Origin of the sequence: Pseudooceanicola sp. HF7, from assembly GCF_011806405.1 — a bacterium.
Lineage (GTDB): Bacteria > Pseudomonadota > Alphaproteobacteria > Rhodobacterales > Rhodobacteraceae > Pseudooceanicola.
Genome location: NZ_JAATOW010000065.1, coordinates 1 through 5,549 on the forward strand (window position 1 = coordinate 1; position 5,549 = coordinate 5,549).

Annotated in this window: 5 protein-coding genes; all 5 read left to right on the top strand. The window is 66.6% G+C overall.

Annotated features, from left to right (window positions below; translation table 11 throughout):
• Nucleotides 1-168 precede the first annotated feature (168 nt).
• Nucleotides 169-954 (top strand): SDR family oxidoreductase, encoded by a 786-nt coding sequence (locus HCZ97_RS20230; RefSeq protein WP_175581795.1) that lies wholly within the window; start codon nucleotides 169-171, stop codon nucleotides 952-954.
• 10 nt (nucleotides 955-964) lie between these two features.
• Nucleotides 965-1,954, top strand: a complete 990-nt coding sequence (locus HCZ97_RS20235; RefSeq protein WP_167690919.1) for an NADPH:quinone reductase — start codon at nucleotides 965-967, stop codon at nucleotides 1,952-1,954.
• Nucleotides 1,955-2,125: 171 nt separating this feature from the next.
• Nucleotides 2,126-3,883: a serine hydrolase gene (locus HCZ97_RS20240; RefSeq protein ID WP_167690921.1), complete on the top strand. Its 1,758-nt coding sequence runs from the start codon at nucleotides 2,126-2,128 to the stop codon at nucleotides 3,881-3,883.
• A gap of 159 nt (nucleotides 3,884-4,042) precedes the next feature.
• Complete coding sequence (locus HCZ97_RS20245; RefSeq protein ID WP_167690923.1) at nucleotides 4,043-5,074, top strand: cyclase family protein; 1,032 nt, start codon at nucleotides 4,043-4,045, stop codon at nucleotides 5,072-5,074.
• A partial coding sequence (locus HCZ97_RS20250; RefSeq protein WP_167690924.1) for an SDR family NAD(P)-dependent oxidoreductase occupies nucleotides 5,071-5,549 on the top strand: 479 nt, incomplete at its 3' end. The genes HCZ97_RS20245 and HCZ97_RS20250, both read left to right, overlap by 4 nt.

Here is a 5,549-nt window from a genome sequence, read left to right on the forward strand (position 1 = left end):
TGCGCTCGGTCCCAGAGATGCGCATCGGCTGGCTGGAGGACACGCTGCAGCTGCTGGACGCGCATCTGCCATCCGAGACCGTGCCCGAAGGCACCCGGCCCACCCGGCCCGTGCCGGATGCACAGTGACCTCAAGACGACAGGAACAAGATTGGAATTGTCCGAGACTATGAAACAGGAAGAGCGCCCCGTGGCGCTGATCACCGGGGCGGGCTCCGGCATCGGCAAGGCGACGGCGCTGACGCTTGAGGCCTCGGGCTACCGGGTCTTCATCTGCGACGTGGATCCCGCCGCCATCACGGCCCTGCAGGCAGAGGCGCCGGGCATCACCGGCGTCGTCTGCAACGTGGCCGACGAAGCCGCCGTGGACGCCACGGTCGACGGGGTGCTGAAAGAGACCGGCGGCAGGCTGGACGTGCTGATCAACAACGCCGGCATCTCCGGGATGAACGCTCCGGTGGAAGAGGTCGATTCAGAGGACTTCCGCCGCACCATGGACGTGAACGTCAACGGCACCTTCTACTTCCTGCGCCGGGCGGTTCCGGCGCTGAAGGCGCTCGGCACTGGCACCATTGTCAACATCGCCTCCACCGCTGCCCTCTTCGGCTATCCCAACCGCACCTCCTACGCGGCCTCCAAGTGGGCGATCATCGGGCTGACCAAGACCCTGGCGATGGAGCTGGGCCCCTTCGGCATCCGCGTCAACGCGATCTGCCCCGGCTCGGTCGAAGGGCCACGGATCGACGGCGTGATAGAGCGGGACGCGCGCAACCGGGGTATGGATGCGGCAGAGGTGCGCCGGATCTACGAAAGCCAGGTCTCCATGCGGAAATTCGTGAGCGCAGAGGATATCGCGGGCATGTGCCTGTTCCTCGCCTCGGGCAATGCCGGTATGGTGTCCGGCCAGGTGATCGCGGTCGATGGGCATACCGAAAGCCTGTCGGTCCCCTTCTAGGAGAATGACTATGAAAGCTGTCTGGTTCGAACGGTTCGGTGACGCCGCAGAGGTACTGATCCATGGCGAACAGCCAAAACCGGAGCCCGCTGCGGGCGAGGTCTTGGTGCGACTGAAAACCAGCGCCGTGAACCCGTCCGACACGAAAAAACGCATGGCCTCTTTCCCGGACCTGCTGGACGGGGGCTTCGTCATCCCGCACAGCGATGGCGCCGGCGTGATCGAGGCCGTGGGCGAAGGCGTTCCGGAAGAGCGGATCGGCGAGCGCGTCTTTACCTTCAACGCGCAATACGGGCGCCGCTTCGGGACCGCGGCGGACTACGTCGCGCTGCCCTCGGCCCATGCGCCCCTCCTGCCGGAGGCTGCCAGTTTCGAGGTGGGCGCCTGCATGGGCATCCCCGCCATGACCGCGCATCGCTGCGTCTTCGCGGACGGATCGGTTGCGGGGCAGACCGTGCTGGTCACCGGAGGCGCGGGCCGCGTGGGCTTCTATGCGATCCAGTGGGCCGCGCTTGCCGGTGCTCGGGTCATAGCCACCGCCAGCAATGACGCCGATGCGGAAGCCTGCCGCAGCGCCGGGGCGGAGATCATCGTCAACCACCGCGACGACACCTGGAACGAGGACCTGCTGGAAGCCACCGAGGGCGCAAAGGTCGACCGCGTCGTGGACGTGGAGTTCGGCGCCAACCTTGAAAAGGTGCTGCAGGTGATCGCCACGAACGGGGTCATCGCCACCTATTCCTCCACCGTGGAGAAAGAGCCCAAGCTGCCCTTCCTCAAGATGATGTACATGGACCTGACCATTCGCATGGTCATCGTCTATGCCATGCCGGACGCCGCCAAGGCCCATGCGGTCGCGGATATCCAGAAAGCGCTTGAGGCCGGGCAGCTGAGGCATCGCGTGGCCCGTTCCCTGCCCCTGGCCGACTGCGCCGAGGCCCACCGCGAGATCGAAAGCGGAAAGACCCGCGGCTCTGTCGTGCTGACGATGGAGGCGTGATCCGCCGCCGGCCAGCTCCTCAAGGTCCGTTTCCTTAACGGATAGTACCTTACCAGCCAGCGCCGGACCCCGAACCGAAAAGACGACACCCCCCGCAGGCCCCCGGGCCTGCGGACAAAAACCTGCGTGCCGCTGAACGGCACCGTCCCCCAACAGACCGGAGAGACCCCCATGAGAACGATGTTACTGACAATGACTGCCTCGCTTGCCGCGCTCACTGCCGCAGGCGGCGCACTGGCCGATGAGGCGCGTTTCACCCCAGAGGACTTCGCGACAACGGTCACCGATTATGCCCTGCAAGATACCGCCCTTTTCGTGCCGCCGCAGGATGCGAAACCCGCGCTCTCCGGCTTCACCGGCACGATCTCTGTCGCGGAAAGCCCGATGCCCAGCGATCCGCCGCAGATCGCCGAAGGGGCCGTCATGGGCCGTAACCCGCAGCTTTTTCCCGCCATCGACCTGTCTTTCGTCACGGTAGGCGATGACCTTGTGCCCGCCACGCAGGACGTGATCCGCGCCGGCACCACGGATGAGGGCGAAAGCTTCTGGGACGTGATCGTGCAGCCCGGCAAGACTTGGTCCATCGGCGATGACGGCTGGTCCCGTGCCTCCTTCCCCTTCTCGCTGGTCAACATGCTTGAGGCAGAGACCCACAACGGCGTGGCCATGTTCCTTTACCGCGACGGAGAGGTCAGCGACCTGCGCTACCAGATCCTGACCCAGACCGCGCCCTACTACGTGGAGACCTACTTCACCGCCGCCGGCAGCCTGCCCGCGACGCTGAGCGCCACCAACATGCCCGGTTCCGAGGCCCTGGCGAAAGCCCACGAGGCCGCTCTGGCGGATGCGCTGCCGGTCCAGCCATGGTCGGCGCTGGAAGCAAAGGTCGGCGCCGCGCCGCTGGAAGGCTTCGACAGCACCCTCCGCCCCGATGAGCTGGTGGCGAACGCACTGATGATCGACGACGCGCTCTACCTGAAATCCTGCCCCACCCCGGCGGGTGAGCTTCCCTACTGCGACCGCCAGCGCTTTGGCGTCTGGTCGGTGTCGAAATCGCTGGTGCCCGCCACCGCCGCCTTGGCCGTTGCGCGGGAATATGGGCCCCAGGTCCTGGAAATGACCATCACGGAGCTGGTGCCGCAGGCAAAAGGCATCGCGGGCTGGGACAAGGTGACCCTGGGCGATGCGCTGAACCTGGCGACCGGCATGGGCTACGGCCAGCGAGAGGCAGAGCCAAAGACCCCTTGGGAGCCCTACAACAGCGATTACTACGCCTATTACGAGGCCCGCTCGGCCTCCGAGAAGCTGGATCTGATGCTCAACGCCGCCACCCCCTATGACTGGGGCCCCGGCGCGATTATGCGCTACCGGGACGAGGACATGTTCTTGGCCGTCGTGGCGCTGACCAACTTTCTGCAACAGCAGGAGGGGCCGGGTGCCAATGTCTGGGACTTCCTGCAGCAGAACGTCTACCAACCCATCGGCATCCACGGCCTGCCCAGCACCCGCACGATCGAAGAGGACGGCAGCCCGGGCCAGCCCCTTGCCGCCTGGGGCCTTTTGCCGACGCTGGGCGATCTGGCCAAGCTCGCGCGGCTCTACCAGCAGGGCGGCAGTCATGACGGGCAGCAGATCCTTGACGCCGACTTGGCCGCACGCATCGCGCCCGGCGAGGTGCTGGTGGGCCTGCCGACCGATCTGGAAGAGAAACCCTTCTACGACATGGGCTTCTGGCGCTATCCCGTCACCACGGAGGGCTGCACGGTCTATTACCCCTCCATGGACGGCTGGGGCGAGAACCACGTGCAGCTGATGCCCAAGGGGATCACGGCGATCCGCCTGGCCGCGAACTGGGACGGAGACGAAAGCGCCAAGGACATGAGCAGCCTGGTGCAGACAGCCAACGCGATCCTTCCCTTCTGCGACTAAGCGCCGGCTGCAAGAAGACCCCGGTCGCCGCATGTCACTATGCGGCGGCCGGGACTGCTCCGCGCGATGCCCCTCGGAAGGGCTATGTGCCTGCCGGGGATTGCGCTACCCATATCCTAAGGATGTGACAGAGGCGCATCTGGGTGAGGGAGGAACATCATGAGCAAGGCCACATCGCCGCGCTGGTCGCAGCGTCCGGAAGGCGCGACCTGGGGAGAGTTCGGAACCGACGACGAGCTGGGGCGGCTGAACCTGATCGACCGCCAAAAGGTCAAACAGGGGCTGGCAGAGGCGGTCGAGGGCCTCACCTTCTGCCTGTCCCTGCCACTGGACTATCCCGGCGGCAGCCTGCTCAACACGCGCCGCAAGCCGCCCGTCCTGCGGCCGACGCTGCGCGAGGACTCGGTGAACTTCAACGTCGCGCTGGACGGGGCCACGGATGTGGTCAGCGATGACCTGGCGATCCTGCACCTGCAATACTCAACCCAATGGGATGCGCTCAGTCACGTTGGCGGCCAGTTCGACACCCAGGGCGATGGGATCGCGCGCAAGGTCTATTACAACGGGTTCGCCGCCGGGTCGGACATCTCGGCCACAGAAGTGGAACCGGAACAGCCGGGCCAGAGCACCTCTTGCGCGGGACGGCTTGGCATCGAGAACGCTGCAGCGCATGGGCTGCAGGGACGCGGCGTGATGGTCGACCTGCGCGCGCATCTTGGCGATGCCCCCCAGCGGGTGGGATACGAGGCGCTGATGGCCGTGATGAAGGCCGACAAGGTGGTGGTCGAGAGGGGCGATATCCTGTGCCTGCACACCGGATTTTCGCAGCTCGTTCTGGAGATGGGGCGCGAACCGGATGCGGAGCGCCTGCATGGCTCCTGCGCCGCGCTGGACGGGCGCGACGGCCGCCTGCTTGAATGGATCACGGAAACGGGCATCGCCGCCATCGCCGCGGACAACTACGCGGTAGAGGCCTATCCCGCCGCGCCCGGCGAAGGATGCTGTTCGGTCCTGCCCCTGCATGAGCACTGCCTGTTCAAGACCGGCGTCATGCTGGGAGAGCTCTGGCACCTGACACCCCTGGCGGACTGGCTGCGCGCAGCGGGTCGCAGCCGGTTCCTGCTGACCGCCCCGCCCCTGCGCCTGCCCGGGGCCGTCGGATCCCCGGTCACCCCCGTGGCAACGGTATGAGCGCGCGCGTCCTTATCACCGGCGGGGCCTCTGGCATCGGGGCGGCCTGTGCGGCGCGCTGCCGGGCGGATGGCTACGAGCCCGTCATCATCGACCGCGCGGGGGGCGACATCCAGGCGGACCTCTCCGATCCGAATGACACCGCCGCCGCGCTTGAGGCCGCCCTGGCGGATGGCCCGATCACGCGGCTGATCAACAACGTCGGCATCGTCCTTCCCGCCGCGGTCGAGGACCAGAGCCTGGCAGAGCTGGATCTGGCGGTCTCTCTCAACCTGCGCTGCGCCCTGCAATGTATGCAGGCCTTGCTGCCGGGGATGCGGGCGGCCGGGTTCGGACGGGTGGTCAACATGGCGTCCCGGGCGGCCTACGGAAAGGAGCTTCGCAGCGCCTATTCGGCGACCAAGGCCGGGCTGATCGGGATGACCCGCACATGGGCGCTTGAGCTCGGGCCAGATGGCATCACCGTGAATGCCGT

Bases quoted from the DNA above. Each gene is read 5' to 3' on its own strand.
- HCZ97_RS20230 (WP_175581795.1), top strand. From the start codon at position 169: ATGAAACAGGAAGAGCGCCCCGTGGCGCTGATCACCGGGGCGGGCTCC.
- HCZ97_RS20235 (WP_167690919.1), top strand. From the start codon at position 965: ATGAAAGCTGTCTGGTTCGAACGGTTCGGTGACGCCGCAGAGGTACTG.
- HCZ97_RS20240 (WP_167690921.1), top strand. From the start codon at position 2,126: ATGAGAACGATGTTACTGACAATGACTGCCTCGCTTGCCGCGCTCACT.
- HCZ97_RS20245 (WP_167690923.1), top strand. From the start codon at position 4,043: ATGAGCAAGGCCACATCGCCGCGCTGGTCGCAGCGTCCGGAAGGCGCG.